The organism is Butyrivibrio sp. (assembly GCF_015056685.1).
GTDB lineage: Bacteria > Bacillota > Clostridia > Lachnospirales > Lachnospiraceae > Butyrivibrio.
This window is the reverse complement of the sequence record NZ_SVFW01000052.1, coordinates 1-25,184: the sequence shown is the minus strand read 5'-3', so window position 1 is coordinate 25,184 and position 25,184 is coordinate 1. Positions and strand designations below refer to the sequence as shown.

Annotated in this window: 24 protein-coding genes; 23 read left to right on the top strand and 1 reads right to left on the bottom strand. The window is 42.0% G+C overall.

Features of this window, described 5'->3' with window-relative positions; all coding sequences use genetic code 11:
* Positions 1–83 precede the first annotated feature (83 nt).
* The 11 genes from E7303_RS15240 (at position 84) to E7303_RS15190 (ending at position 12,464) form a co-directional block, all read left to right on the top strand.
* A complete protein-coding gene (locus E7303_RS15240) occupies positions 84–1,073 on the top strand; it encodes a GDSL-type esterase/lipase family protein (protein WP_292146268.1) in 990 nt (329 codons plus the stop codon).
* Positions 1,074–1,087: 14 nt separating this feature from the next.
* Positions 1,088–1,327 carry a hypothetical protein gene (locus E7303_RS15235; RefSeq protein WP_292146267.1) on the top strand — a complete coding sequence of 80 codons (240 nt, stop codon included), beginning with the start codon at positions 1,088–1,090 and terminating at the stop codon, positions 1,325–1,327.
* A 217-nt stretch (positions 1,328–1,544) separates the two neighbouring features.
* Entirely contained in the window at positions 1,545–1,922 is a 378-nt protein-coding gene (locus E7303_RS15230; protein WP_292146266.1) for a RidA family protein, read from the top strand.
* Between the two features lie 9 nt (positions 1,923–1,931).
* Positions 1,932–2,981: a tetratricopeptide repeat protein gene (locus E7303_RS15225; RefSeq protein ID WP_292146265.1), complete on the top strand. Its 1,050-nt coding sequence runs from the start codon at positions 1,932–1,934 to the stop codon at positions 2,979–2,981.
* Between the two features lie 97 nt (positions 2,982–3,078).
* Positions 3,079–3,882 (top strand): DUF7402 domain-containing protein, encoded by an 804-nt coding sequence (locus E7303_RS15220; RefSeq protein WP_292146264.1) that lies wholly within the window; start codon positions 3,079–3,081, stop codon positions 3,880–3,882.
* A 39-nt stretch (positions 3,883–3,921) separates the two neighbouring features.
* Positions 3,922–6,003 (top strand): heparinase II/III domain-containing protein, encoded by a 2,082-nt coding sequence (locus tag E7303_RS15215; RefSeq protein ID WP_292146263.1) that lies wholly within the window; start codon positions 3,922–3,924, stop codon positions 6,001–6,003.
* A gap of 642 nt (positions 6,004–6,645) precedes the next feature.
* Positions 6,646–7,440: a hypothetical protein gene (locus E7303_RS15210; RefSeq protein WP_292146262.1), complete on the top strand. Its 795-nt coding sequence runs from the start codon at positions 6,646–6,648 to the stop codon at positions 7,438–7,440.
* A gap of 172 nt (positions 7,441–7,612) precedes the next feature.
* Entirely contained in the window at positions 7,613–8,779 is a 1,167-nt protein-coding gene (locus E7303_RS15205; RefSeq protein ID WP_292146261.1) for a glycoside hydrolase family 88 protein, read from the top strand.
* Positions 8,780–8,880: 101 nt separating this feature from the next.
* On the top strand, positions 8,881–10,929 hold the full coding sequence (locus E7303_RS15200) for a DUF2264 domain-containing protein (protein ID WP_292146260.1): 2,049 nt from the start codon (positions 8,881–8,883) through the stop codon (positions 10,927–10,929).
* Between the two features lie 27 nt (positions 10,930–10,956).
* Positions 10,957–11,559 carry a GNAT family N-acetyltransferase gene (locus tag E7303_RS15195; RefSeq protein WP_292146258.1) on the top strand — a complete coding sequence of 201 codons (603 nt, stop codon included), beginning with the start codon at positions 10,957–10,959 and terminating at the stop codon, positions 11,557–11,559.
* A complete protein-coding gene (locus E7303_RS15190; protein WP_292146256.1) occupies positions 11,532–12,464 on the top strand; it encodes a TIGR01212 family radical SAM protein in 933 nt (310 codons plus the stop codon). The genes E7303_RS15195 and E7303_RS15190 overlap by 28 nt, the downstream gene beginning before the upstream one ends.
* Here E7303_RS15190 and E7303_RS15185 read toward each other — a convergent pair whose 3' ends face one another.
* Positions 12,465–13,322, bottom strand: coding sequence for a MerR family transcriptional regulator (locus E7303_RS15185; protein WP_292146255.1), 858 nt, complete (start codon positions 13,320–13,322; stop codon positions 12,465–12,467).
* 112 nt (positions 13,323–13,434) lie between these two features.
* Here E7303_RS15185 and E7303_RS15180 point away from each other — a divergent pair, with 112 nt between their 5' ends.
* The 12 genes from E7303_RS15180 to htpG all read left to right on the top strand — a co-directional run.
* Positions 13,435–13,656 carry an acyl carrier protein gene (locus E7303_RS15180; RefSeq protein ID WP_103869995.1) on the top strand — a complete coding sequence of 74 codons (222 nt, stop codon included), beginning with the start codon at positions 13,435–13,437 and terminating at the stop codon, positions 13,654–13,656.
* Between the two features lie 21 nt (positions 13,657–13,677).
* Positions 13,678–14,622, top strand: coding sequence for an enoyl-[acyl-carrier-protein] reductase FabK (fabK, locus tag E7303_RS15175; RefSeq protein WP_292146254.1), 945 nt, complete (start codon positions 13,678–13,680; stop codon positions 14,620–14,622).
* Complete coding sequence (gene fabD, locus E7303_RS15170) at positions 14,622–15,557, top strand: ACP S-malonyltransferase (RefSeq protein ID WP_292146253.1); 936 nt, start codon at positions 14,622–14,624, stop codon at positions 15,555–15,557. The genes fabK and fabD overlap by 1 nt, the downstream gene beginning before the upstream one ends.
* Positions 15,550–16,290: a 3-oxoacyl-[acyl-carrier-protein] reductase gene (gene fabG / locus E7303_RS15165; RefSeq protein WP_292146252.1), complete on the top strand. Its 741-nt coding sequence runs from the start codon at positions 15,550–15,552 to the stop codon at positions 16,288–16,290. The genes fabD and fabG overlap by 8 nt, the downstream gene beginning before the upstream one ends.
* Positions 16,283–17,521 carry a beta-ketoacyl-ACP synthase II gene (gene fabF / locus E7303_RS15160; RefSeq protein ID WP_292146251.1) on the top strand — a complete coding sequence of 413 codons (1,239 nt, stop codon included), beginning with the start codon at positions 16,283–16,285 and terminating at the stop codon, positions 17,519–17,521. The genes fabG and fabF overlap by 8 nt, the downstream gene beginning before the upstream one ends.
* Positions 17,522–17,523: 2 nt before the next feature.
* Positions 17,524–17,946, top strand: coding sequence for an acetyl-CoA carboxylase biotin carboxyl carrier protein (locus E7303_RS15155; RefSeq protein ID WP_292146249.1), 423 nt, complete (start codon positions 17,524–17,526; stop codon positions 17,944–17,946).
* Between the two features lie 9 nt (positions 17,947–17,955).
* On the top strand, positions 17,956–18,390 hold the full coding sequence (gene fabZ, locus E7303_RS15150) for a 3-hydroxyacyl-ACP dehydratase FabZ (protein ID WP_292146248.1): 435 nt from the start codon (positions 17,956–17,958) through the stop codon (positions 18,388–18,390).
* A gap of 1 nt (position 18,391) precedes the next feature.
* Positions 18,392–19,720, top strand: coding sequence for an acetyl-CoA carboxylase biotin carboxylase subunit (locus tag E7303_RS15145; protein ID WP_292146247.1), 1,329 nt, complete (start codon positions 18,392–18,394; stop codon positions 19,718–19,720).
* Positions 19,721–19,744: 24 nt separating this feature from the next.
* Positions 19,745–20,557: an acetyl-CoA carboxylase carboxyltransferase subunit beta gene (locus E7303_RS15140; protein WP_292146245.1), complete on the top strand. Its 813-nt coding sequence runs from the start codon at positions 19,745–19,747 to the stop codon at positions 20,555–20,557.
* 20 nt (positions 20,558–20,577) lie between these two features.
* Complete coding sequence (gene accA / locus E7303_RS15135) at positions 20,578–21,333, top strand: acetyl-CoA carboxylase carboxyl transferase subunit alpha (protein WP_292146244.1); 756 nt, start codon at positions 20,578–20,580, stop codon at positions 21,331–21,333.
* A gap of 10 nt (positions 21,334–21,343) precedes the next feature.
* Positions 21,344–22,984, top strand: coding sequence for an AMP-binding protein (locus tag E7303_RS15130; protein WP_292146243.1), 1,641 nt, complete (start codon positions 21,344–21,346; stop codon positions 22,982–22,984).
* Between the two features lie 119 nt (positions 22,985–23,103).
* The coding region (gene htpG / locus E7303_RS15125; protein WP_292146242.1) for a molecular chaperone HtpG at positions 23,104–25,184 on the top strand (2,081 nt) is incomplete at its 3' end.

The window sequence follows — 25,184 nt, the reverse complement described above, 5'->3', positions numbered from 1 at the left end:
GGAGCCGTATGCGTTAATAGCGCACGTACGGTTCTGAAAAGGGGTATGGGGAGTAATCCCCATATCTACTTAAGGGAATAAAAATGAAACTAGTAAAGACATGCCCTCTCTTAATTGGGGTAGTGATCACAGCAATCTTAATATCGATATTGTCTTTTGCACTGAAGGACACTGTATACAGTGAGTACGTAAGTCCTGAAGATATTGATACACCTATCCTTGCCAGCTTTTTTAAAGCTGCTGCGGATGGAGTTTTTCCGTGGACAAAAACAAATGTGGATTCCTCTGATTCTTTGACAGAAAATGTGGAAAACGTCGAAGACGATCAGTTGGCAGAAGGCACACAAAGTCCTGATGATGATCTGCTGGTAAGCGAGGATATATCAGGAAATGGCGCAGGAGCAGATGATCTTGATGTATCAGGAAATGATGTTTCCGGCAATGACATTTCAGGCAATTCTGAGGAAGTCTATGAATTTACTCAGGTAGATGATGACTATTTTACGGATGCTCTTTTTATAGGAGACTCCAGAACAGTTGGACTTTCTGAGTACTGCGAAGAATTGGACACAAGGGCTACATTCTATTCCAAGATCTCTTTGACTATTTACAATGCCATGAACACTGAGTTCATCAAGACTGAGAATGGCAAAATTACTGTTGATCAGGCTCTTTCTGAGAATCAGTTTTCCAAGATATATATCATGCTTGGACTTAATGAGATTGGAACAGGAACACCTGAGACTTTTGCCCAGGCCTACAAGGCTGTGGTGGACAGAATTCGTGAACTTCAGCCTGATGCGATCATATATATTCAGGGCATCATGCACGTGACAGAGAAAAAGAGCCGTTCAGATAAGTACTTTAATAACGACAATATAAATACCAGAAATATGGCACTTTCAGAGCTTGCAGATAACAAAACTATCTTTTACATAGACATGAATGAAGCGGTTGATGATGAAAACGGAAACCTTTTAGCAGAGCTTTCTTTTGATGATGTTCATCTTAAGGCTTCTTCATATGAGAGATGGCATCAGTATTTGCTTGCAAATGCTATTGTTAAGGAATAAGGGTAGGTGTTAAAATGGCTAGAGAAATGACTTTTAAAATGGAAAGACCCGGACTCCTTAAAGAGGGAGATCATGTGACTGTTACGGAAGGTGTCCTTCCAAGTAACTATTACTATACGATAGATCCGTCTCTTGCAATGTCAGGCAATTTCCCCTTTAGAGAGCGAATGCTTGAGAGGGAAGGCGTAGTGACAAAGGTTGAGGAGAACGACAGGGGTTTCTATGTGACTGCTATTTTTGAGCAGAGCACTTAATGAGGTAGTTTCGAATTTAGTGCGAGCCATGGGTAAACACTTGGCGAGGTATTTACGAGCCTAGTGAGAATCCCAAGAGCAGAGCACTTAATGAGGTAGTTTCGAATTTAGTGCGAGTCATGGGTAAACACTTGGCGAGGTATTTACGAGCCTAGTGAGAATCCCAAGAGCAGAGCACTTAATGAGGTAGTATCGAATTTAAAGAGGAGGACATGAAATGGAATACATCAGTACAGAAAAAGCACCAGCAGCTATAGGACCATATTCACAGGCAATCAAGGCAGGGGATTTTCTTTATGCTTCAGGCCAGATTCCGATCAACCCTGCAAGTGGGGAAATAGACACAACTACGATTGCTGATCAGGCTGATAGAGTTTGCCGCAACATTGGCGAGATCTTAAAGGCAGCAGGAACTGACTTTGAGCACGTAGTTAAGACAACATGCTTTTTAGCTGAAATGAGCGATTTTGCAGCATTCAATGCTGTGTACGAAAAGTATTTTACAGGAAAGCCTGCAAGAAGTTGCGTGGCAGTTAAACAGTTACCTAGAAATGTCCTTTGCGAAGTTGAGGTAATTGCTTATCTTGGGGAGTAATAAGAGCTTATGAAGCGCGGAATTGTTGCGGGAGCGTTATCCCTGACCATTTTGCTTTCAGGTTGCGGGAGTCTGGCCGGAAGACATAGCATTGACTCCGGTTTTGCTTATATCGAGAGCCACGAGTATACCAGTGCTCTTGAGAGCTTTGAGGAAGCGGAAAAAAATGGCGAGGATGCGTGCCTTATCCATAGAGGTAAGGGAATAGCATATCTATATAGCGGCGAGTATGAGCAGGCAGCTGAGGAGCTGCTTTCTTCGCTTGCATCGGATGAGGGAATAGTTGATGATATGGACTTTGACACCAACTACTACCTTGCTGAGAGCTATATGAAGCTTGGAGAGTACAGCAAGGCAAAAGAGGTCTATGATGCAATAATCGGTCTTCGGAGCGGAGACATCAATGCGTATTATCTGCGAGGCACTTGTGAACTATCCTCAGGGAATCATGACTCTGGATATGCTGATTTTACCAAGGCTATATCTCTTAATCCCAAGGATTATTCTATGATGATCATGATATATAAGTCCCTTGCTGAAAATGGCTATGAAGAGGAAGGCATTTCTATCATTACCAGAGCTTTGGAAAATGGCAGTGATTACATGACCAACTACGAGAAGGGACAGATTTCTTTTTACCTTGGGAACAATGCTGATGCTCAGAGCTACCTCGAAGCAGCAAGAAGCGAAAGAGACCAGGAAAAAGAGCCGGTAGTTCTTTTGCTGGGTCAGACTGGAGAAGTTCAGGGTGATTATAACTATGCTATAAGTGTTTATAAGACATATCTGTCTGAAAACCCTAATAGTGCAAAGGTTTATAATCAGCTTGGAATGTGTCAGATTAAGCAGGGAGACTATGAAGGTGCCGTTTCTTCTTTTCAGTCAGGAATAGAGATAAACGACAAATCCTTAAATCAGGCGCTTATGCTTAATGAGATAACTGCCTATGAATATATGGGAGAGTTTGGTTTGGCATCATCTTTGATGACGACATATCTTCAGGACTACCCACAGGATGAGGCAGCAGTTAGAGAAAACGTATTTTTATCAACAAGATAAATGTTTTTATCAAAAAAAATTATTAGAGTAAGATTAAAAAATCCGCAGTTTGTGCGGATTTTTTGACTATAAAGTAAAATGAAAAGGCTTTGGAGGAGTGGGTATGAAAATAACTGTATTTAATGAATGGGATCATGTGCCTAAGGCAGAGTATGAAGGTGAGAAAAATGTAGTACTTGCCTGGGATGGGGAGTATAGAAAGGGAGATGTTATTGAGTTTTCAGGACTTGTTCCCGGAAAATTCTATGTCGTAAAGGTAGATGCAGCAGTTGGTACTTCTTTGGTGCTTGTAGACCAGGAAACTGTTGATTTTGTTGTTCCTTTTTATGAGAAGAAGACAAGCTATAATCCGCTTGCTTTCTTTGGCAACAGACATGTTGTTACTATAAGAGAAGCTGAGGATTATGAAGTTAAAGGCTACAGGAATATTGCCCTTAATCCTTTTGACCAGCATGAAGTGTCAGGAGTTTATCCTCATGCAAGTGCCAATGTTGAAACAAGAGGAGAAGCTGTTTTTGCTGCAAGGAATGCGATAGATGGTTGCATAGCAACGCTCTCCCATGGTGAATGGCCATATGAATCCTGGGGAATAAACAGACAGGATGATGCTGAGTTTACTTTGGATTTTGGAAGAGAAGTTGACTTTGATAAGATAGTTCTTTATACAAGAGCCGATTTCCCACATGATAACTGGTGGGTAGAAGCTACTTTCACATTCTCTGATGGAAGTAGTGAAGTTGTCAAAATGGATAAAAAGGTCGCAGAACCGCATGTTTTCAACATTGAGAAGAAAAACATCAGATGGATAAAGCTTGGAAAGCTGATAAAAGCTGATGATCCAAGCCCATTCCCAGCACTTACACAAATCGAAGTGTATGGAACTGAGGCAGGAGTGAATTGAATAAAACTTTTTGAAATTCATCTTACATGAGGAAAAAAGATGCGTAATCGAACTTTAATACAGGATTTTTTAAGAAAAAGTGAAGGATGCAGCATATATACAAAGTATCCTGATATTTCAGACAGGAGCAGATGGGAAGGGCTTTCTGACTCCTTGAAAAAGAAACTTGTTCAGGCTGGTGAAGAGGCTATGAAAGAGCCATGGACACAGCTTTTTATCTCAGATTTTATGGAGTTTAAGAAATCAGGAAACAGGGTAAGGTTTGAGGATAAGTATTTTCCAAGAAGAAGGAAATTAAATAAGCTTGTTCTTGCCGAGTGCGTTGAAAATAAAGGGAGATTTCTAGGGGATATCCTTGATGGACTCTACCTCATTTTAGAGGAAACTACATGGTGCCTGCCACCACACACCAGCTATGTGCGCGATGGAGTGCAGGAGAATATGCCTGATGTGACAAGGCCGATCATAGATCTCTTCGATGCAGAGTCAGGTGCAGAAGTTGCTTTTGCAGAGTATGCTTTAAGACCTGTATTAAATGAGATAAGTCCTTTTATCAGTACTTATGTCAATGAAAGACTTAAGGAGAGAATATTTACCCCATATTTAGAACAGCATTTCTGGTGGATGGGAAATGGCAAGGAATCAATGTGTAACTGGACACCATGGTGTACACAAAATGTTCTGATATGTGCGCTTACCAGGCCGGAGGGCTTTTTTACAGAAGAGGAAAGACGGGCATTTGTTGAAAAAGCTGCCAAATCCTGTGATTACTTCCTTGACGAGTATGGCGAAGACGGAGGATGCGATGAGGGAGCTCAGTATTATTCCCATGCGGCTCTTTGTCTCTTTGGATGTCTTGAACTTATGAGCGGTGTTCTTGGAAATGGCAAGGACGGCAGCAGCTCTTTTGCTGGGGTATTCAAGGAAAAGCTTATCAGAAATGTTGCTAATTACATAGTTAAGATGTACGTAGGCAACGGGTACTATGTGAACTTTGCTGATTGTAGCGCTCTTGCCGGTGGAAGAACTGCCAGAGAGTATCTGTTTGGAAAGGCAACAGGAGATAAGGTCCTTTCTACTTTTGCAGCTTTTGATTTTCAAAAAGAATCTGAAGAGGAAAGGCTTGTCAGCAGTGAGATAAATCTCTTTTACCATTTTATCCAGGCTTTCGCCTATGACGAGATGGCGGGGGTTACTGGTGAAGCAGGCATTCCTGAAGATGCCTTTTTTGAGAGCGTTGGGCTGATGGTGGCTCGAGATGGCCTTTATACGCTTGCTGCCAAGGCTGGAGACAACGCAGATAGTCATAATCATAATGACGTTGGATCTTTTACCATATATAAAAATGGAAAGCCTATGCTCATTGACCTTGGAGTTGGAACTTATACACAGAAGACTTTCTCTGATAGAAGATATGAATTATGGACAATGCAGTCTCAGTTCCACAATCTGCCTACTTTTATTGATGAAGGATACCTGCCTGGAGATGAGAGTGGCGCGTTTGAGGGAAAAACTGAAGCATGCGGAAAACAGTATTTGGAAGAACTTGGAAGAGATGCTGCTGCAGATGTTTATAATCACGCATTTATTATGCAACACGCAGGTGAACAGTTCGCGGCAGGGGATGTAAACTGTATTTTATGCATGAATTCAGAAGAAGCAAAGGGAGTAGCTGAAAATTCTGCTGATAACGTATGTTCCGAAAAGCATATATCCTCTTTAGCCATGGATATCGCCGGAGCATATGGTGATGAGCGCATCAGAAGCTATAAAAGAATTGTAAGTCTGAATAAAGGTGAGGGTGTTTGTGTTGAGGATACCTATGATGGCGACCTTAATGCAGTTATAAGTCTTATGACTTATGAGAAGCCGGAAATTGTACCATTAGAGAACCTGAATGCAGAAGATGCTTTAGTTGATACAACATCAGAAGGTAAGCCAGAGACTTATTGTATAAAAATAGGTGATCTTGGTTATGCAAAGGTTGAAGGCGTAGTATCAGCCACTGTTAAAGCATATCCAATAACTGATGAGAGGCTTTCTATCGCCTGGAAGCACGATGTATACAGAGTGCTTTTAGAGATGGGACCTTCAAATAGGCTTGAAATGAAGTTTAGATGATGAAACAGGGTGCAGTTGCAGATTTTAAAGCAACTGCACCCTGTTTTTGTAATTGGAATTTCCTGAGATTAACATATTCAGACAACTGCACCCCAGTTTTCTGTTTTTGTTTTCCTGTGATACCGATATTGATTTAACTGCACCCTATTACATATTGGAGACATTGGCTATACAACATGTTTTAAATCAAGTGCACCCTTTTTAGAGGGTGCACTTGAACAAGAAATCTAATCACAGGAAAGAGTTAGTTGAAAAAAAGGGTGCAGTTAAATAAAAATAAGCTGTATAGGAAATGGTTTTAGAAAAAATAGGGTGTAGATAAACTATTTCTACAATAATAGGAAATAAGCTTGACTTTAGAAGTTGAAATGTGTTATTTTCATCAAGTTGTTTATTTATTTAAATCTTGATGCCTAATCTGGCATGAACAACGTTATTCGCAAATCGCGAGACTATTCATATTAACAAACAGAGTGCATGTAATGATAACTGCACGAAAAGTGACAGCAATACTAGGTATATAAGTAGGGACAAAGAAAAGAGAAGGAGAGAAACCGCACATAATAAAGAAGAAAACAAATAAAGAAAGCAAATAAAGAAAACAAATAAAGAAAGCAAAATTCTAAGAAAGTAGGAGTGAATGTGGATATTGAAGATGCTATGATGGCAGAAAAAAGAGTGCTGCTAAAAAAATTAAACATTTATCAAGATAAATTTGAAAGGGGAAATTTTCCTGAAGGAAGAATACAGATAAATAAAAATGGCAGGGGTTATAAGTATTATCAGGTAATTCAAAAAGACCGGAAAATCATAAGGAAATACTTAAAGAAGGATAAAATAGAAATCGCAAAAAGTCTTGCCATAAAGAACTTGCTGCAAAAGCAGATAAGTTCGACAAAGATGGAAATAGCAGCCATTGATGCATACATAAAAAGACATCCTAGAGAGACACCAGCGAGGACTATTAAAAATCAACCTGCATATAGGAAATTGATAGATATACCATCTTATTTTGGCGCAGAATGCGATGATAATTGGGATAAGGTAGAGTATGAAAAATCAAATAAAAATCCAGAAAAATTGAAAATTGCCACTTTAAAAGGTGACCTGGTAAGGTCCAAAGCAGAGGCAATGATTGCTGATGCGCTATTTCGAAATGGAATTCAGTATAGATATGAATGCAGATTAAAAGTTGGTAATGAATATTTTTATCCGGATTTTATTGTGAAGAATAAGAGAACCGGAAAAATATATATTTGGGAGCATTATGGAATGATGGATGATCAAAAATATATAAGCAAATATATATATAAGTCAAAAGCATATGTAGAGAACGGCTACGTGATGTCTTTAAACATGCTTGCTACATTTGAAACAGAAAAGATACCTTTAGATTCAGTAGGCATTGACAGGGTTATAGAAAATTACTTGCTATAACCAAAAGTCATGCATTTAGTGACAAAATCCTGTTTAGCTAAAAAATCGCAAGATTTAATATAAAATATACATTATTTTTTGCTCCAAAAGACGGTACTATATAATTTGGTGAATTGGGTAAGAAAAAACTAAAGCAATTCAACTATGCAATCATGTTTTTGGGAGGAAGATTATGGGATTTATCAGTAGCGAAGACTTACAGTGGGTCAATGACACATTGAAAAAAATAGAAGAAAAGATGGTTCCTGTTACAGAGAGAAACAGGAATAAGATACCATATACTACAGATGAAAGCGGCAGATTTGATGACAGATCAGATAAAAAAGAAATCTGCTGGTGGACTAATGGCTTTTGGGGCGGAGAAATGTGGCAGCTCTATAAGCTTACAGGTAATGATATGTTTAAGGAAGAGGCGCTTCAGGTAGAAGAAAAGCTTGATGCAGCGTTTCTTAATTATAACGGAATGGACCACGATGCCGGCTTTAGATGGCTTCCAACAGCTGTTATCAATTACAAGTTAAATAAAGGTGAGGAAGCTAAGAACAGAGGCTTACTTGCGGCAGCAAGTCTTGCAGGAAGATTTAACTTAAATGGTAATTTCATAAGGGCATGGAATGACTGGGGCGATGGCAGAGATACCACAGGCTGGGCAATCATCGATTGCATGATGAACCTGCCGCTTTTGTACTGGGCTTCTGATGTGCTTGCAGATCCAAGATTTAAAAAGATTGCCATGGCACATGCAGATACAGCAATGAAGAACTTTGTCAGAGAAGACGGCTCAGTAAGACATATCGTTGGCTTTGATCCATTTACCGGAAAGTTCGACAGAGAGTATGGCGGACAGGGATATGGTGTAGGCTCAAGCTGGACAAGAGGACAGAGCTGGGCGGTTTATGGATTTGCTCTTAGTTACATTCATACTGGTGAAAAGAAATATCTGGAAACTGCCATAAAAGTTGCAGATTATGTACTCTCTGAGATGCCTGAGACATTCCTTGTTCCAATTGACTACAGACAGCCAAAGACGGATGATCTTGAGGATTCTACAGCGGCAGCAATTACAGCAGGCGGACTAATTGAAATCGCAAAGAGTCTTCTGGGCCAGTACGCAAATAATAATAGTGAACGTGCCCAAAAGTACCTTGCAGCAGCCGTAAAACTCTTAAAAGCGCTTGATAGCCATAGCTGCGACTACACTTTAGACAGAGATAACCTCCTTACCAGAGGCTCAGTTGATTATCATGGAAATGGTCACCATATGGCCATTATCTATGGTGATTATTATTACATTGAGGCACTTATGAAGCTTAACGAGAGCGCCCTTAATGTATTCTGAACGAATACTATGACAGCTTAACCTGGAAATGTCATGAGTAGTTTTTTTTGATGCAGCATAAAAAGAATTATATATATTGTCAGAGTATAAGGAGCAGCACCATGAAGTTTACACCTACAAAAACAGACTATGAACTTAGCCCTTACACGGGTCTTACAAGAGAGAGCTGGATAGAGGCAGCAGAATATCTTTTATCAGGAATATTTGGAAATATCAAAAGCATAGAGGATCCGGTGGTAATGCCAAGGTATGAGACTGAAGTTACCTACCCCTCAAAGGATGCTCCCATGTGGCGATACAAGGCTGAGATTTTTGAGGGACTTTGCAGATCCTTCTTTATTTCTGCGCCTTTGATCCACATTAGGCCTGACCTTGTATTAAATGGCATAAACGTAAGAGATTATTATAAGAAGCAGGTTTTATACGCAGTTACAAAGGGTGAAAAGAACTACGTATTAAACTATTCGGATATGAAAGAGCTGGATAAGAGTGGCAATCCATGTGCATGCTTCCAGCAGACTGTAGAAACAGCAGCCCTTGTTATTTGTCTCTGGCTTTCAAAAGATGAAATATGGGAGACCTACACAAAGGAAGAAAAAGACAGAATTGCTGCCTTTTTAAGCGACTTTGCCCATTCCAACACAGTGCCGCAGAACTGGCGCCTTTTTAACATGCTTGATCTGGCTTTTCTTAACATGTATGGCTATGAGATTGATGAGGACATCATGCGCGACCATGCCCAGAACATCCTGAATTATTATGTTGGTCAGGGCTGGTACAGAGACGGACAGTCCTTTGACTATTATTCATGCTGGGCTTTCAATATGTATACAGCCATCTGGAATCAGTGGTATGGATATGAAAAAGAGCCATATATAGCCAAAAAGTTTGAAGAAAATTCCAATGAACTCATGAAGACATATCCACTCTTTTTTGACAGAGATGGATTTACAAATATGTGGGGAAGAAGCGGCATCTACAGAAATGCAGCAACAAGTTCATTTGATGGCAATCTCCTTATGAACAATCCTGCTATAGATCCAGGACTTGCAAGAAGAATCTGCTCAGGATCACTTCTGCAGTTCCTTTCAAGAGATGACTTTTTGTGGGAAGGTGTGCCAACACTTGGTTTCTATGGCCCCTTTGTTCCACTTGTGCAGTCCTATTCCTGCGCTGAGTCTCCTATGTGGCTTGCAAAGGCTCTTTTGTGCCTGCATCTGCCTGCTGACCATCCATTCTGGACAAGCAAAGAAAACATTGGCCAATGGGAAGATTTAAAAGAAAACGAGACACTTGTCACAACCCTTGACGGACCAGGACTTTGCATGGCTAACCATGAGGCAAATGGTATTACTGAACTTAGGACAGGCAAGATGGTAAAAGATAAAACGGACCTTCATGGAATCTGGAACTATGGAAAGCTTGTTTATAACACAAAGTTCCCTTGGGACAGTGTCAATAAAGATGGAGTTCAGTCTCAGCAGTATGTTGTGACTTACCTTGACGAAGAACATCCTGTGGGTATTACTCCCAATGCTTGCTTCTGGCATGGGGAGAAGGATGGAGTACTCTACAGAAGGCACTTCTTTGAGTATGAGACACAGACAGAAACTCATTGGAGAACAGCCATAAATATCGCTGATTTTGCAGTTCCTTATGGAATCATGCGTACAGACAAGATCCGCATGTTCAGAAGACCGCTCCGTATAACACTTGGAGCTTTTGGATTCCCTGATAATGGAACAGAGGTTATCAAAAAAGAAAAAGATGGATTTAAGGCTGTTATATTAAAGGGCCATGATCATACAGGAAAAGAAAAGCAGTTAGCCTTTACGATTATGGATGGTTGGGATAATATAGACCTGATACACAGTAAGAATACCAACCCTGACAGTGAGAATTCCATTATCCTTTATGCAGATACCAAGAGGGAAAAGCAGTATGGATATGAGCTGTACTTCCTTATTTCTCAGGTGATCACAAAAGAGAGTCTTGAAGACTTTGCAGATGATGATATTTTCCCTGTAAAGTCCATAGAGTACACAGACCCTCAGAAATGCGGAGGATATGGACCTGTCAGAATAAGCCTTAAAAACGGCGATTGCAAAGTCATTGATTTTGAAGGAATAGAAGGTAATCTTCAGCTGTGATCCAAGTAACATCACCTGGAGGACAAAGTGAGTAATAACAGCAGTTATAAAATAAGACTTGCAACCGCTGATGATGCAGAGGCACTTCTTAATATTTACAGGTATTATGTTGAAAAAACAGCTATAACCTATGAGTACGAAGTGCCGACTGTAAGCGAGTTTAAGAGCCGTATAGAAAAAGTTCTTGAGGATTTCCCCTATCTTGTTGTTGAGGAAGTCTCAAGCGGAAATGACACTGAAAATACAGGTAATACCAGGATTGTTGGCTATGCCTATGCCAGCAAATTCCACGAGAGGGCAGCTTATCAGTGGTGCGTTGAAATGTCCATTTATCTCGATAAAGACTGCAAGAGGAACGGACTTGGAAGAGCCCTTTATGAGGAACTTGAAAAACGTCTTAAAGACATGGGAATCCTCAATCTTTACTCATGCATCGGATATCCTGAAAAAGAGGATGAGTATCTGACCTATGATAGTGTCAGATTCCACGAAAAAATGGGTTATAAACTTATTGGCCATTTCCATAAATGTGGATTCAAGTTTGGTAAATGGTACGATATGGTTTGGATGGAAAAAATCATCGGCGAACATGGGGATGCTCCATGCATCATAAACTATCAACATTCTTAAAAAGTACATATGGTGAAAAGATATATCGCCTGTCTCTGACTTCGGGTTGCAGTTGCCCAAACAGGGACGGCTCTATTATCATGCCAAATGGCGAGAGGTCTTTTCATGGATGCACATTTTGCTCCGAGGGCGGTTCGGGAGACTTTGCTGTTCCTGTGACCGGCATTGGGGTAAGGCAGTTGAATGAGCAGTTTGAACGGGCCAAAGATAAGGTGCGACAAAAAACCGATGCAAATAAGTTTATCGCTTATTTTCAGTCCTTTACCAATACCTATGGAGACGTAGACAGGTTAAAAGAGCTCTACAGCGCAGTCATAAAAAGAGAAGACGTGGTGGCCTTATCCCTCGGAACAAGGCCTGACTGTATAGGAAGAGACGTCCTTGATATGCTAAAAGAGCTGAATCAGATAAAGCCTGTATGGGTAGAACTGGGACTTCAGACAATCCATGAAAAAACAGCCATAAGCATCAACAGAGGATATGAGCTAAAAGTTTTTGAAGATGCCTATAAGAGGCTTAAAGAAGCCGGGATAGTTGTAATAGTTCATGTAATCTTAGGACTTTTTGGCGAAACAAAAGAAGATATGCTCGAGACGGTAAGATACCTTTCCGGGCTTACACCTGTGCTCGATGGCATAAAACTTCAAAACCTGCAACTTCTTAAGGGAACGCAGCTTTACAGACAGTACCTTGAGATGAGTGAAGCAGAGAGGCCTTCCTTTATGGATATGGAGAAATACACAGACCTTGTTGCAGAGTGCATAGCTCTTTTGCCTGAGGAAACTGTAATTCATCGCATGACAGGTGATGGCCCCAGAAAGCTCCTTGTGGAGCCTCTTTGGAGTCTTGATAAAAAGCGTGTCTTAAACACCCTTACCAGGAAATGTAAGGGAATCCTTGAGTGATCAGCTTTCGGGTTCCACATATATAAATAAATATTTGAAGTAAGTATGTTCTTTTTCCTTGTCATAAAGGTTAATGAGACTTATTACGTATAGATCAGAGCAGGCTTTTAGCCTGTTCTTTTTTATGTAAGAAAGCATCTTCTGGTAGGTTTTCTCAATATCTTTTGACAGATTATCCTGGTGGCAGCACAGCGCGATGCGGCCCTCTGCGGGGAATGTATCGATGTTATCTGCAGGCAGGAAAGATAAGCTTATTATGTTGTTATAAACGTAATGCTTTTTGACGAGGTCTTCATAAGAGATGGTGACTCCTGTTGGGAAAATAGAAAGAGAGTCCTTGTCCACAGCCTTTTTTAGATGCTCTGAGATATCTTCTGCGATATCAGCAGTGTGATGGGCGAAGTCTTTATTCTTAATGGGGGTCTTGCTGGTGCTGATCTCTGGCATTGTCTGCAAGAACAAAGAGCCCTTTTTGTGCCCTCCGAATTCTCCAAGTATCCACATTCCAAGGTGCAACGCACTTATCTTTTTATTTATCCTGTAAAGTTCCCTCTGCATTTCAAGAATCTTGGAGTTAGTCAGCCTTTCGATTGCTTCCCTGGAGGAGTTGTGGATAAGGTCTCTGATCTCGGGAATGCTGCAGCCTGCCTGGCGCATGGTGCTTATAAAAAAGAAAGAGCTTATCTGAGATGCGGAATAGTAGTGATAGCCATTGCTCTCGTCTACTCTGGGCATGAGAATGTCCTGTTCATAGTAGTGTCTTAAAGTATCCCTTGTCGTACCACATAGTTTTGCAAACTGGCTGACAGTGAGTGAATATTCCTGTTGGTCGTTTTTGTAATTGTAAAAAGTTGTCATAAAAAACCTCGAAAAAACTTAAAAAAATCTATTGACTTGGGGGTAGCACCCAAGATTATTGTAACAAAGAATTGATAATAAATAAACATTGAACATTCAAAAGGAGACAAAAATGAAAGACGTTAAAGGAACAATCATTCGTATAATCGCAGAGTATCTTGATAAGGAGGAAAGTGAAATCTCATCCTCATCAACATTTACAGAGATCGGACTTGATTCTCTGGACATCATGGAGCTTGTTATGCAGATGCAGGAAGAGCTTGATTGCAAGATTGAGCTTTCACAGGAGATCACAACAATCGATAAGCTGGTTGAGCTCATTGAGAAGCAGTAATGATCTGGAGAGGAACGACAAATGAGTGCAAATCCGATTTGTGAAATGCTTGGGATCAAATATCCGGTTTTTCAGGGAGGAATGGCCTGGATCGCTGATGCAGACCTTGCAGCTGCAGTATCAAACGCAGGAGGACTTGGTATCATCGCGGCTATGAATTCCAATGGTGAGCAGCTTAGGGCGCAGATAAGGAAGGCAAAAGAGCTGACGGATAAGCCCTTTGGTGTGAACCTGATGCTCATGAGCCCATATATTGACGAGGCTGTGGAAGTTGTCTGCCAGGAAAAGATTTCTGTTGTGACAACAGGCGCAGGAAACCCTGCAAAGTACATGGAACAGTTAAAAAATGCAGGGGTAAAGGTAATCTGCGTGGTTGCAAGCGTTGCTCTTGCAGTAATGGTAGAGAGAATGGGGGCCAGCGCAGTGGTGGCTGAAGGTTGTGAGTCAGGTGGACATGTTGGAGATACCACGACGATGGCACTTGTGCCACAGGTTGTTGATGCGGTGAATATCCCTGTTATCGCAGCCGGAGGAATTGCGGATGGCAGAGGCATGGCAGCAGCTTTTATGCTGGGAGCCAAGGCCGTTCAGATGGGGACAAGATTCCTTACAGCAAAAGAGTGTAACGTTCATGCAAATTATAAGGAAAAGGTCCTGAAAGCAAAAGACAGAGACACCATAGTCACTGGAAAAAGTCTGGGACACCCGGTAAGAGCACTGAAAAACAGAATGACAAGGGACTTTCAGGCAAAAGAAAATGACCCACTATCTACACCGGATGAACTGGAAAAAATGGGAGCAGGGGCACTTAGACGCGCTGCCATAGATGGAGACGTTAAGACGGGATCATGTATGTGCGGACAGATCGCAGGGCTCGTTAACTCTGAAGGGACATGTGAAGAGATCATTACAGGTATCTGCAGAGATGCTAAGGCTCTCTTGGAAAAGAAATGTGAGGAACTTTGATGGGAAAGATAGCTTTTTTATTTGCCGGTCAGGGAAGTCAGTATCCCGGAATGACAAAGGATTTATTCGAGAATGTACCTGAAGTCCACAACTACTTTGGAGTTGCTGAGGCAATACGCCCGGGGACACTTACCCAGATGTTTACAGGGGATGCAGACACTTTAAAGAGGACAGAAAATGCCCAGCCATGCCTTTTTTTAGCTGACATGGCAGGTGCGATCGCTCTTATGAAAAACGGAGTAAGTCCTGATGCAGTTGCAGGTTTTTCTCTTGGGGAAGTGGCAGCTCTTGCAGCTTCTGATGTACTAAGTTTCCAGGAAGCCTTTAAGCTTGTGTGCCAGAGAGGAAAATACATGCAGAAGTCCGCTGAAGCTGTGGAAGGTGGCATGGTAGCTGTGCTTAGGATGGACAAAGCTCTTTTGCAAAAAATGTGCAAAGAGTATGAGGTTTACCCTGTAAATTACAACTGCCCGGGACAGGTAGTGGTATCGGGCGAAAAAGAGAAAATAGATGCCTTCAAGGAAAAGCTTGGGGAGCAAAAGGTAAGATTTATAGAGCTTCCTGTTGGAGGCCCCTTTCACACGCCTTATATGGAAAGCGCCGCAAAAGAGCTTAAAAATGAGCTAAAGGAAGGAAAGGTCTATAAACTTAAAAAACCCCATATTCCTCTTTATGCCAATAAGACAGCAAAGCCCTATCCACAGGAAGAGAAAGAGATGATCGATACCATTTCAGACCAGGTCTGCAGCAGCGTTAAGTGGGAGGAAACTCTCAAAAACATGGCGGATAGCGGAGTTGATACATTTATAGAGTGCGGCCCGGGTAAGACACTTTCAGGATTTGTGAAAAGAACTGTTGAGGGAGCCAGGGTTTATTCAGTAAATGATATGGATTCACTTCATGAAGTGTTAAGGGAGCTTGAAAAGGATGCTTAAAGGAAAGAAGGCAGTAGTAACAGGGGGAAGCAGAGGAATTGGCAGGGCAATCGCTTTGAGATTCGCTCAAAATGGGGCAGATCTTGCGATCATTGCGACAAGAGAGAGCGAAGCGGCCCTTGAAACAATAAAAGAGCTTACTTCTTATGGAATTACGGCAAGACTCTATGTTTGTGACATAAAGGATGCGGATCAGGTTGATAGCGTTGCAAAGGAGATAATAGCTGATTTTGGCGTTATTGATATTCTTGTAAATAACGCCGGAATAACCAGGGATAACCTTCTTGCAAACTTTAAGACAATGGACATTGACAGTGTTATAGATGTGAATCTAAAGGGATGTATATACGTCACCAAAGCCTTTATCAGAAACTTTGTTATGCATAAAAAAGGAAGCATTATCAATATCAGTTCAGTTGTGGGACTTATGGGGAACAAAGGTCAGACCAACTATGCTGCATCAAAGGCTGGAATTGTTGGATTTACAAAGGCCGTTGCCAGGGAGTACGGAAGAAAAAATATAAGGTGCAACGCCATAGCACCAGGATATATAACCACTGAGATGACTGCGATGTTAAGTGATGCGCAGACAGATGAGATGAAAAAGATGATCCCACTTGGAAAGCTTGGAAATCCTGAGGATGTGGCTGATCTTGCGCTTTTTTTGGGAAGCGAAGGATCAAAGTACATAACAGGAGAAGTCATCAAAGTGGATGGAGGAATGTATGTGTAGAGTAGTTGTAACGGGAATGGGAGTTATTAGTCCTGTAGGAAATGATCTGGATACTTTTTGGGATAACCTCAAAAAAGGTGTATGCGGAATAGGAAAGATAAAAAGATTTGATGCATCAAACCTTAAGGTGAGCCTTGATGCGGAGGTCAAGGATTTTAACCCAAAAGAATACTATGACAGTATGCAGGAGATCAGAAAGTCAGATCTTTTTATGCAGTATGCAATGGCAGCAGCAAAACAGGCTGTGACCCAGAGCAGGATACTTGAGGACGGGATTGATAGTGAGCGTTTTGGAGTGTATATAGGATCGGGAATTGGGGGTATCAATTCTACGATCAGAGAGCAGGATAAGTTAAGAGAAAAAGGTCCTGACATGGTATCACCTTTCTTTGTGCCAATGATGATCAGCAATATGGCAGCAGGAGCAATATCCATAAAGTTCGGCGCAAAGGGACCTACACTTCCTGTTGTTACTGCCTGTGCAACCTCAACTAACACCATAGGAGAGGCCTACAGAGCAATCAAGCACGGCTATGCAGATGCCATAATCACAGGAGGTAGCGAGGCTTCCATAAATGAGCTTGCAATGGCTGGATTTATTAACTGCCAGGCCCTCAATCTTGCAGAAAATCCTGATGAGGGAAGTCTTCCTTTTGACAAGAGAAGAGGCGGCTTTGTTATGGGAGAAGGAGCGGGGATCCTTATCCTTGAGGAGTATAAGCACGCCAAGGCAAGAGGAGCCAATATTCTTGCTGAGGTTATCGGCTATGGAAATACTGCGGATGCCTACCACATCACAGCGCCGGACCCGGAGGGGAGCGGAGCCATAAGGGCCATCAAGAGCGTTGTCAAAGAGGGCGAAATTGATGAGAACAGTGAGATCTACATCAATGCCCACGGCACAGGTACTCATCTAAACGATGCCATGGAGACCAAGGCCATTAAGGCTGTTTTTGGCAAAAGAGCTTACGACATCCATGTAAGTTCCACCAAATCCATGACCGGGCACATGATGGGAGCCACAGGTGCAGTGGAAGCCATTGCTTCTGTCCTTGCACTTAAGGATGGAATAATTCCGCCAACCATAAACTACAAGGAAAAAGATGAGGAGTGTGACCTTGACTATACAGCAAATAAGGCCGTTTGTGCAGATATTGAATATGCGATCAGCACATCCCTTGGATTTGGTGGACATAATGCTTGTATAGCATTTAAACGTTATGAGGCGTAAGTATGACTAATTCTTTAAAAGATTATGAGGATATGTTTGAAAGGCTCTCTTTATCAGAACTTGAGGTTCAAGAGAAAGATTTTTTTCTAAGGTTGAAAAGAGATTCCAGGTCACCAGAAAATGTGGAAAAAGAGCCTGTGGCAAATAAAAATGAAGTAAAAAATGAACCTGAAGCAGGTGAAGCTAAAGCTGTCAGCGGCTTTGAGGTTAAGGCCCCTCTCCTTGGCGTTTTTAACGGAAGTGTTGGAGATAAAGAGGCACTTAAAAAGGGAGACAGGGTTTCAAAGGGCGATGTTTTGTGCACTTTGGAGGCTATGAAAATGCTCAATGAGGTAAAGTCCCCGGTGGACGGAACTGTGGCTAAAGTTTTGGCAAATGAAGGTGACCTTGTTGAGTATGATCAGGTCCTGTTTGTCATAGAGTAAGGTGGTTTTATGAACAAAGAAGAGATAAAAAAGATACTTCCCCACAGGGAGCCAATGCTGCTTGTGGATGAGGCGTATCTGAATGAGGATGGGTCAGCTACAGGATTTTATAAGGTAAGGGGAGATGAGTTCTTTTTACAGGGGCATTTCCCAGGGAATCCAATAGTGCCGGGAGTTATTCAGTGTGAGATGATGGCCCAGTCCGCCTGCATCATGTTTGAAGAAAAGATGAAGGGTAAAGATGCAACTCCTGTGTATACAGGCCTTGATAAGGTGCGGTTCAGGGGAATGATAAAGCCTGGAGATACCATAAGGATCGATACAAAGCTTATAAGAGATGCGCATCCTATGTACCTTCTCCATGGAGAACTCACAGTGGATGGAAAAAAGTGTATGAGCGGTGATTTTTCTTTTGCCATATTGGTGGAAAAGGGAGGTAACTGACATGTTTTCTAAGATTCTTATTGCCAATAGAGGTGAGGTGGCGGTTCGTGTCATCAGAGCCTGCAAAGAAATGGGAATAGAGACGGTTGCTGTTTATTCCAAGGCGGACCATGATGCACTTCATGTGGAAATGGCAGATGAAGCCTATTGCATTGGCGGAGCGCTGGTGAAAGACAGCTATCTTAACATGGATGTTATCCTGACTGTTGCAGAAAAGACCGGGGCAGAGGCCATTCACCCGGGTTATGGAATGTTATCAGAAAACCCTGAATTTGCAAAAAAGTGCAGGGAAAGCGGAATTGTTCTAATTAGCCCCGGTGAAGAAGTTATGCGTAATATGGGGCAAAAGGAGATTGCAAGGGAAATTGCAAAGAGTGCAGATGTTCCTGTGACTCCGGGGAGCGATATCCTCACTGACAGTAGTGACGTCCTTTACTGGGCAAAAGAAATAGGATATCCGGTTATCCTTAAGGCAAGAGCCGGTGGCGGTGGCAAGGGCATAAGAGTTGTCAGGGAGGAAAAAGAAATTCTTTCTGCTTTTGAGCAGGTGAAAAAAGAAGCCCGGAGCTCTTTTGCCGATGACGGCGTGTTCATGGAAAAGTATCTGGAAAATGTAAAACATGTTGAGGTTCAGATTATTGCGGATAAAAAGGGAAAAGTTCTGATCCTTGGGGACAGGGACTGCTCAGTTCAGAGGAAGAATCAGAAACTTATTGAGGAGTGCCCGGCTCCGGTTCTTTCAGAGGAGCTGCGTATTAAGATGCACGAGGCCGCAAGAAGGCTTGCCGCAAAGGTTGGCTATGTGACTGTGGGGACAGTGGAATTTCTGGTAAAAGACGATAAGTTCTACTTCATGGAGATGAACACAAGGCTCCAGGTTGAGCACTCTGTGACAGAGATGGTGTGCGGCATTGACATTGTTGAGTGGCAGATAAGAACGGCAGCGGGAGTTGAGCTTCCTTTTAAGCAGGAGGAGATAGGAAGTAATAGGCATGCAATCGAGTGCAGGATATGCGCAGAAAGCTCAAAGGATTTTAAGCCTTCCACGGGAAAGGTAGAGCTATTGCATATTCCGGGAGGAGTGGATGTAAGGTTTGATTCAGCTCTTTATCAGAGCTGCACTGTAAGCCCCTTCTACGATTCCATGCTGGGAAAGCTTATTGTCTGCTCAGATACCAGGGATGGAGCTATCAGAAAGATGAAGAGTGCTCTGTCAGAGTTTGTGCTTCTTGGAGTTGATAATAACAGGGATATGCACATGAAATTCATGGAAAACGGCAGATTTGTAGTTGGAAACTATGATACAGGAATCTGTCAGAAAGTGTTATAAGATATGGAGCTTAAAAGCTTATTTTTGAAAGTTAATAATGAGCTTGAAAATACAGATAACAGGCCAAGGAGCAGGAAAATTACCTGCAAGAAATGCCAAAAGCAGGTGTCAGTTTCAAAGATCAGGAAAAACTTTTTTATCTGCCCTGAGTGTGGACACTATTTTCCTGTGAGAGCCCGCAGAAGGATCCTTATGCTCACGGATAAAAGAAGCTTTGTGGAGATGGACAGGGATATGGAATCCAGGAATATCCTATCTTTCCCTGAGTATGAGGATAAGCTCATTGCGGCAAAGGAAAAGAGCCGTGAAAAAGAAGCGGTGATCTGCGGCGAGGCGGCTATTGGCGGCAGCAGGGTCTGCATATTTGCCATGGATGGTAATTTTATGATGGGGTCCATGGGAGCAGTTGTAGGTGAAAAGATAACAAGGCTCTTTGAATATGCAACAAGGCGAGGGCTTCCGGTTATTGGAGTTACCGTTTCGGGAGGAGCAAGGATGCAGGAGGGCATGGTTTCTCTAATGCAGATGTCCAAAGTTTCTGCCGCAGTAAAAAGACATGACAAGGCTGGGAACCTTTATATAGTTCTTTTGACCAATCCAACGACAGGGGGCGTAGATGCCTCTTTTGCCATGCTTGGAGACATAACACTTGCAGAACCGGGAGCCAGAGTGGGATTTGCAGGGCCGAGGGTTATTGAAAAAACTCTTAACCAAAAGCTGCCAGATGGCTTTCAAAAGGCAGAAAGGGTTCTGGAGTGCGGTTTTATCGACGAGATAGTGCCAAGACAGGAGCAGAAGGAATATCTTGAGAGAATCTTAAAGCTTCACGGATTTTAAGGCATAGAGGGAACAAATAAATGGAAGATTACGAGATTGTTAAGGGCGCCAGATCTGAGGGGCGCCTGACTGCAAGCGACTACATAAAAGCTTTGGTAAAAGACTTTGTGGAATTTCACGGAGACAGGCTTTTTGGGGACGACAGGGCAATAATAGCCGGGATTGGAAGAATTGATGGAATTCCGGTCACGGTAGTAGGAATTGAAAAGGGCAAAGATACCAAAGAGCGTATTGAACATAACTTCGGCAGTGCCATGCCTGAAGGATACAGGAAAGCTCTAAGGCTGATGAAGCAGGCAGAGAAGTTTAAAAGGCCCGTTGTCTGTTTTGTTGATACCGCCGGTGCCTATTGCGGCATTGATGCGGAGGAAAGGGGCCAGGGAAGGGCAATCGCCCAAAGTCTTTTTGAAATGTCTGATCTTAAAACCCCCATATTATCAGTTGTCATAGGAGAAGGCGGAAGCGGTGGAGCACTTGCTCTTAGCCATGCTGACAGGATCTGGATAATGGAGGATGCCTATTTTAGTGTGGTTTCTCCTGAAAGCTGCGCCAACATATTGTGGAAAACTACGGAAAAAGCAGATGTAGCGGCCAAAGCCCTTGGACTTACAGCAAAAAGGCTCTATGAACTGGGGCTTGTGGACAAGGTGTGCAGCAGTGAAAGGGTCGGTGATCTTTTAAAAGAAATTGCAAAAGAGCTGAGGAATTTAAAGGAAATACCTGCAGAAGACCTTGTTGATAAGCGCTATGAAAAGTTTAGGAAAGTGGGTTACTAGGGGAAATACCATGATCTATGAGGATTACTATAAAGAAATAATTGATGACAGTGGAAAAATCACTGATATTAAGCTTACATACGGCGATGATTTCAATTTTGCCTATGATGTTATGGATAGGTTTGCCAAAGAAGTGCCAGACCAGCTGGCTCTTTTACACAAGACTGCTGATGGCAGGAAAACGCGGTTTTCGTTTAGAAATATGCAGGTGCTCTCCAATAAGGCTGCAAATGGACTAAAAAGTCTCGGCATCGGGAGAGGTGACAGCGTTTTGCTGCTTCTTAAAAGACGATATGAGTTCTGGATAAGCATTTTGGCTCTTCACAAGCTTGGAGCGGTAGCTGTGCCTACATCACATATGGTTTCTGCTGAGGATATCAGGGAGAGAGTGCGTCTTTCAGGGGCAAAGGCTGTAATATGCGTAAATTCTGATGATATCTGCAGCAAGGTGGAAAGTGCAATAGCAGGTCTTTTGACATGTCAGATAGTTGTTGGGGATGCTTACAAGGATAAAAAGAGCTTTGATCAGATACTTGAAAGTGGAGAAAGTTCTTTTGACCGGGTGACAACGAAGGTCACTGATCCTATGCTTTACTATTTTACTTCAGGAACAAATGGGGCGCCAAAGGCAGTTATTCACGACTATTCTTATCCATTGGCCCATATTTTTACTGCCAAAAACTGGCATGGCGTCAGAGAAAAGTGGCTTCATCTTACTGTTGCGGATTCCGGCTGGGCCAAGACTGCCTGGGGAAAACTCTACGGTCAGTGGCTTTTGGGAGCGGCAATCATGGTCTATGACTATGAACAGTTTTATGCGGGAGACATGCTAAGGCTTCTTGAAGAAGAGAAGGTTAACACGTTTTGTGCACCGCCTACCATTTATAAGTACCTGGTTCTGGAGAATTTAAAAAAGTATAATCTTGAGAATCTGCATTATGTCACAACTGCAGGTGAGTCCATGCCCAAGGAGGTATCAAAGAAGTTTACAGATATGACGGGACTTACAGTTAGAGAGGGATTTGGGCAGACTGAGACAGCGCTTTTGACCTGTACTACTGTTGATGGGCAGCAGGTCCCGGGAAGCATAGGGCTTGCATCACCTCTTTATCATATTGAGCTTGTGGATGAAAACAACAATCCTGTCCCTGACGGCACAGAGGGTGAGATCGTTATAGCTCCAAAGGACGGAAAGAGACCTGCTGGTGTGTTTGCTGGATATCTTTGTGCAGAGGATGGATACAAAGAGGTATGGGACGGCGGAATCTATCACACCAAGGATATGGCTATTAGGGACAAGGAAGGGCACTTTTTCTTTGTGGGAAGAAATGACGATGTGATCAAATCCAGTGGATACAGGATCGGCCCTTCAGAAGTAGAGGACATACTGATGCGCCACCCGGCAGTATTTGAGTGCGCAGTCACAGGGTATCCTTCCAAAACAAGAGGAGCACTTGTAAAGGCCAGTGTTGTTCTAAACGAGGGTTATTCTCCTAATACCAGACTTGCTGTTGAACTTCAGGATTTTGTAAAGAAGAATACTGCAATCTACAAATATCCCAGGCTTATTAAGTTTGAAGAGAGCCTTCCACATAATGCTAACGGAAAGATATTAAGGTCAGTGATCCGAAAAAAAGATTATAAAAAATAGGTTATTAGCACTCTGATTAGATGAGTGCTAATTTTTTATTGACTTTTGTATTGAGCGGACTTAAACTAGTTTTTGGTGGGATTTTTACCTGCTAAATATTTTTATAAGGAGTGAGAATTATGGCTTCAAAAAAAGGTAATCTTTCTATTAACAGCGAAAACATGTTTCCGATAATTAAGAAATGGCTTTATTCGGATCATGATATTTTTTACAGAGAAGTAATTTCAAATGCGTGTGATGCTATCACAAAGATCCGCAAGATGGATATGATGGGAGAGTACACTCTTCCTGATGGATTTAAACCTCGTGTAGATGTTGTACTCAACGATAAGGAAAAGACTATCAAGATCACTGATAATGGTATTGGTATGACTGCTGAAGAGGTTGAGGAATACATCAACCAGGTAGCTTTTTCAGGTGCTACTGACTTCCTTAACAAGTACAAGGATAAGGCTAACGCAGACCAGATTATCGGTCATTTCGGACTTGGTTTTTACTCAACATTCATGGTATCTGATTCTGTAGATATCGATACACTTTCTTATAAGTCTGATGCTGCTTCTGTTCACTGGACATGTGATGGCGGTTCAGATTTTGAGATGTCAGATGGTGACAAAAAAGAGGTAGGAACAACAATCACTCTTCACCTATCTGAGGACTGCCTTGAGTTCTGCAATGAGTACAAGGCTAGAGAAGTAATTGAGAAATATTGCTCATTCATGCCTTATGAGATTTATCTTTCAAAGGAAAATGAAGAGGGAACTGAGACAATCAAAGAATCAGAAAAACTTGATTCTGATGTGGTTATAGAAGTCGTTGAGCCTGAAAAGAAAGATGAGACCAAGGCAGATGGCGAAAATAAGGATGAGAAAAAGGAAGAGGAGAAGAAGCTTAAGATAAAGAGAAGACCACAGCTTCTTAATGATACACATCCTCTTTGGGCTAAGACACCTAAGGATTGTACAGATGAGGAGTACAAGGAATTCTATAGAAAAGTATTCCGTGACTACAAGGAGCCTTTATTCTGGATCCACCTCAACATGGATTATCCTTTCAACTTAAAGGGTATTCTTTACTTCCCTAAGATCAACATGGAGTTTGAGTCAATCGAGGGAACAATAAAGCTTTACAACAACCAGGTATTTATAGCTGATAACATCAAGGAAGTTATTCCTGAGTACTTAATGCTCCTTAAGGGTGTTATTGATTGTCCTGACCTTCCTCTTAACGTTTCTAGAAGTGCTCTTCAGAACGATGGATTTGTTAAGAAGATTTCTGAGTACATTTCAAAGAAGGTTGCGGAGAAGCTTGCAGGTCTTTGTAAGACAGATAAAGAGAATTATGACAAGTACTGGGATGACATCAGCCCATTCATTAAATACGGATGCCTTCGTGATGACAAGTTCTGCGAGAAGATGACAGATTACATCCTCTTTAAGAACCTCGATGGCAAGTATCTCACAACACCTGAAGCTCTTCAGATCAACAAGGAAGCCGAAGAGGCAGCAGCCAAGGAAGAAGCTGTCGATGAGAACGGCAAAAAGGTTGAGGCAGAGGTTGTTGATGAGGCACCAAAGACCGGTTCCAATGATTCCGAAAAGTCAAGCCAGAATGGCGCAGACAATTCGACGAATCAGACGGCTGATGATAACAAAGAAAAAGAACCTCGTACAATCTACTATGTAACTGATGAACAGCAGCAGAGTCAGTACATCAAGATGTTCAAGGCTCAGAAGATGGAAGCTTTCATCATGAACCACAACATCGATGTTCCTTTCATGCAGCAGCTCGAGGCTAAGAATGAAGGCATCAAGTTTGCAAGAATCGACGCAGACCTTACAGATACATTTAAGTCCAAGACTTCCAAGAAGGCAGCAGCTGAACTCGAAGAGAAGGAAAAAGAGCTTTCAGAGAAGATCAAAAAGGCTCTTAAGAATGATAAGCTCACAATCAAGCTTGAAAAGCTTAAAGATAAGAAGATGTCTTCTATGCTTACAGTATCAGAAGAATCAAGACGTATGGCAGAGATGATGAAGATGTATGCCATGAACGGAATGAGCATGGGTGACTTTGGTAACGAAGGCCAGACACTTATCCTAAATGCAAATCATCCTCTTGTTCAGTACGTAATGGAACACGAAGATGGAGAGAACACAAACATGATCTGTGAGCAGCTTTATGACCTTGCACGTATCCAGAA